5 protein-coding genes are annotated in these 4,082 nt (G+C 73.8%); 4 read left to right on the top strand and 1 reads right to left on the bottom strand.

Annotated elements, in window-relative coordinates:
• The coding region (locus NH602_RS28855; RefSeq protein ID WP_253069456.1) for a lyase family protein at nucleotides 1-610 on the bottom strand (610 nt) is incomplete at its 3' end.
• A 74-nt stretch (nucleotides 611-684) separates the two neighbouring features.
• Here NH602_RS28855 and NH602_RS28850 point away from each other — a divergent pair.
• The 4 genes from NH602_RS28850 to NH602_RS28835 all read left to right on the top strand — a co-directional run bounded on the left by NH602_RS28850 (nucleotide 685) and on the right by NH602_RS28835 (nucleotide 4,077).
• A complete protein-coding gene (locus tag NH602_RS28850) occupies nucleotides 685-1,332 on the top strand; it encodes an HAD hydrolase-like protein (protein WP_179762332.1) in 648 nt (215 codons plus the stop codon).
• A 165-nt stretch (nucleotides 1,333-1,497) separates the two neighbouring features.
• Entirely contained in the window at nucleotides 1,498-2,400 is a 903-nt protein-coding gene (locus tag NH602_RS28845) for an MOSC domain-containing protein (RefSeq protein WP_253069455.1), read from the top strand.
• Nucleotides 2,401-2,704: 304 nt separating this feature from the next.
• Complete coding sequence (locus tag NH602_RS28840) at nucleotides 2,705-3,448, top strand: CoA transferase subunit A (RefSeq protein ID WP_073574289.1); 744 nt, start codon at nucleotides 2,705-2,707, stop codon at nucleotides 3,446-3,448.
• 2 nt (nucleotides 3,449-3,450) lie between these two features.
• A complete protein-coding gene (locus NH602_RS28835) occupies nucleotides 3,451-4,077 on the top strand; it encodes a 3-oxoacid CoA-transferase subunit B (protein WP_073574290.1) in 627 nt (208 codons plus the stop codon).
• Nucleotides 4,078-4,082 lie beyond the last annotated feature (5 nt).

Below are 4,082 nucleotides of genomic sequence, written 5' to 3'. Positions count from 1 at the left end.
GGTGGACGGCCGCGAGGGTGCCCGCGGCGCCGCCGTAGGAGACCGGCAGCGCGGTGAGCACCCGGTCGAGGCCGGCGCGGGCCCGGTCCAGCCCGGTGCACCAGGTGGCGGCGACGAGACCGAAGGTGGTCGGCAGCGCCTGCTGGCCGAGGGTGCGGGCGGCGCACGGGGTGTCGCGGTGGGTGGCGGCGAGCGCGGCCGCGGCGTCGGCGCAGGCGGTGAGGTCGGCGACGACGCGGTGCCCGGCCCGTCGGGTGAGCAGCATCAGCGCGGTGTCCATGACGTCCTGGCTGGTGGCGCCCGGGTGCACCGCGCGCTCGGCGCCGGGCTGGATCCGTGCCGCGGCCGCCTTGAGCCGCTTGACCAGCGGGATCACCGGGTTGCCGCCCTCGACCGACTCGGCGGCCAGCGCGTGCGGGTCGACGCCCGCGACGGCGGCGACGGCGCGTTCCACCGCGTCGGCGTCGTGCTCGGTGACCGCGCCCTGCTCGGCGGCGACCGCCGACAGCGCCAGCTCGACCTCCAGCAGGGCGGCGATCCACGCGCCGTCGTCGAGCAGGCCGTCGACCCGGTCGGTGCCGGACAGCGGCCCGAGCAGTGTGTTCGCCATGCGTACAAGTGTACGACCTGCGACCGTCGGGGAGAAGGGACGGCCGGGTCCCCCGGGAGGCAGAATGACCCGACGTGCTGACCCACATCCTGCTCGACCTCGACGGCACCCTCGTCGACTCCGCCCCCGGCATCCTCGGCTCGATGCGCCGCGCGATCGACGAGGTGGGCCTGGACGTCCCCGAGTCCGCGCTCGGCACGCACCTGCTCGGCCCGCCGCTCTACCGCAGCCTGCCCCCGATCCTCGGCGACGAGGGGACCGCCGCCGTGCTGCCGGTGTACCGGCGGATCTACGGGGACGAGGACGGCTGCCTGGACTGCGCGCCCTACCCGGGTGTGGAGGAGCTGCTGCGCGCACTGTCCGCGGCCGGCGTGACCATGGCACTGGCCACCAGCAAGGCGGAGCCGTCCGCTCGGAAGATCCTCGCCCACCACGGCTGGACCGACCTGTTCACCGAGATCGTCGGCGACACCCGTGCCGCGGACCGGCCGACCAAGGGCGCCGTCGTCGCCGAGGCGCTGCGCCGGCTCGGGTCGCCGTCGGGTGCGGACGAGCCGCTGATGGTCGGCGACCGGCTGCACGACGTCGAGGGCGCCGCCGAGCACGGCCTCCGTTGTGTCGGAGCGGGCTGGGGCTACGCCGAGCCCGGTGAACTGGCGGCCGCCGGCGCGGAGACCGTGTACGTCTCGGCGGACGCGCTGCGGGTCGCCCTGCTCGGCTGAGCCCGGCCCCGGCCGTCCCCACACTGCACCGTCCGGGTGAACCGGTCCCGGGCCGGAGCGCATCCGCGGCGGCTCGGGACCGTCACGGCCTCAGCTGAGACGCGCCCCGCGGACCCCTCCGTCCGGCCCGTGCCGGAGATGCGGACGGGCCGCTATACACCGGACATGACGGTCGCCGCGCTCTACCGCTATCCGGTCAAGTCGATGCTCGGGGAGTCCCTGACCCGGGCCACCATCACCGAACGGGGGCTGCTGGGCGACCGCGCCTACGCGGTGCTCGACAACGGGACCGGGATCATCGCCAGCGCCAAGGTGCCCAAGCGCTGGCTCGGCCTGCTCAGCTTCGCGGCCCGGTTCGTCGCCGAGCCGGTGGCCGGGGAGCCGCTGCCTCCGGTCGAGATCACCTTTCCGGACGGCTCGGTCCTGCGCAGCGACGACGAGGGACTGGACGCCGCGCTGTCCGCCGCGCTCGGCCGGGACGTGTCGCTGATCTCGGTGCCGCCGGAGGGCAGCTACTTCGAGGAACTGTGGCCCGACATCGAGGGCCTCACCCCGCAGCAGCTCGCGCCGCGCACGCTCATCGAGGACACGACGACCCGGCACGAGGACTCCGGCGAGATCATCAGCCGGTTCGACATCTCCGCGTTCGGGGCGCCGGGCACGTTCTTCGACCTGTCGTCGCTGCACGTGCTCACCGAGTCGACCCTGGACCGGCTCCGGGAGCTGAACCCGGACGCGACCTTCGACCCGCTCCGCTACCGCCCCAACATCGTGCTGCGCGACGAGGGGACGGGCTTCGTCGAGAACGACTGGCCCGGCAGCACCAGCGCCCTGGGCGACGACGCCCGGATCACGTTCTCCTTCGCCACCATGCGCTGCGTCATGACCACGCTCCCCCAGGGCGACCTGCCCGACGACCCGGACACCCTGCGGACGATCGCGAAGAACAACCGCATCGAGATCCCGCAGGTCGGCGGGGTCTGGGCGTGCGCCGGGGTCTACGCCGAGGTAGCCGCAGGCGGAGAGATCGCCGTCGGGGACCCGCACACCGCCCCCACCCCCGCCTGACCCACGCCGCGCCCGCCCGGCCGACGGTGCGCCGCGACGGCGGCGGTCGCCGAGATGCAGCTCAGCGGGGTACGGGGCACCCTCGGGCCCCGCTGAGCTGCATCTCGACACCGCGGGACGGCGCCCCCTGCCCCGGGGACGTCACCGGGATGCGGTCCGGGGTGGCCGGTCGGCCTCTCGGATACCCCTGAGCTGCACCTCGGCGCACAACCGACGGGTCCCACCCTGTCGGGTGGTGTTCGCATAGCGAACGCTTGTGCGTCTGTCGTACGCCGCGTACCGTCGTCGGCGACGGAGGTGCGTGATGGACAAGGTGGTGGCATCCGCCGCGGACGCGGTCGCCGACATCGGCGACGGGGCGTCGCTCGCGGTCGGCGGGTTCGGCATGTCCGGGGTTCCGACGGTGCTGATCGCGGCACTGCTGGAGCAGGGCGCGACGGACCTGGAGACGATCTCGAACAACCTGGGCGTCGACGGCTTCGGCCTCGGCACCCTGCTCGCCGCCGGGCGCATCCGGCGCACGATCGGCTCCTACGTCGGCAACAACAAGGAGTTCGCCCGCCAGTACCTGGCCGGTGAGCTGGAGCTGGAGCTGACCCCGCAGGGCACGCTCGCCGAGCGGCTGCGGGCCGGCGGCGCGGGCATCCCGGCGTTCTACACCCCGGCCGGGGTCGGGACGCTGGTCGCCGAGGGCGGGCTGCCCTGGCGCTACGCGTCCGACGGCTCGGTCGCCGTCGAGTCCCCGGCGAAGGAGACCCGCGAGTTCGACGGCGTGACCTACGTCCTCGAGCGCGCCCTCACCCCGGACTTCGCGCTCGTCCACGCCTGGAAGGGCGATCGGCACGGCAACCTGGTGTTCCGGCGCGCGGCGCGCAACTTCAACCCGGACTGCGCCGCGGCCGGGCGGACCACGATCGCCCAGGTCGAACACCTGGTCGACCCCGGGGAGATCGACCCCGACGCGGTGCACACCCCCGGTATCCACGTGCACCGCGTGCTGCACGTCCCCGGCGTCGAGAAGCCGGTCGAGTTCAGGACGGTGCGTTGACCATGGCCCTCAACCGTGACGAGATGGCCGCCCGGGTCGCGGCCGAGCTGCCCGACGGCGCGTACGTCAACCTCGGCATCGGCATGCCGACCCTGGTGCCCGGACACATCCCCGAGGGCCGGACGGTCGTCCTGCACTCGGAGAACGGGATCCTCGGCGTCGGCCCCTACCCCACCGACGACGAGGTCGACGCCGACCTCATCAACGCCGGCAAGGAGACCGTCACCGTCGCCGACGGCGCCGCCTTCTTCGGCTCCGCGGAGAGCTTCGGCCAGATCCGGGCCGGGAAGCTCGACGTCGCCGTCCTGGGCGGGATGGAGGTCGCCGCGAACGGCGACCTCGCGAACTGGGCGATCCCCGGCAAGATGATCAAGGGGATGGGCGGGGCGATGGACCTCGTCCACGGCGCGCGCTCGGTGATCGTGATGATGGACCACGTCTCCAAGGACGGGTCCCCCAAGATCGTCGAGCGGTGCTCGCTGCCGATCACCGGCCTGGGCTGCGTCACGAAGATCGTCACCGACCTGGCCGTGATCGACGTGACGCCGGACGGGCTCGAGCTGGTCGAGACCGCGCCCGGCGTCAGCGCCGACGAGGTGCGGGAGAAGACCGGCGCCCCGCTGCGCTGACACCG

The organism is Pseudonocardia sp. McavD-2-B (genome assembly GCF_024124365.1).
Taxonomy (GTDB): Bacteria; Actinomycetota; Actinomycetes; order Mycobacteriales; family Pseudonocardiaceae; genus Pseudonocardia; species Pseudonocardia alni.
Note: the sequence above shows the minus strand (reverse complement) of the source record. Positions and strands in the feature narration are given on the sequence as shown.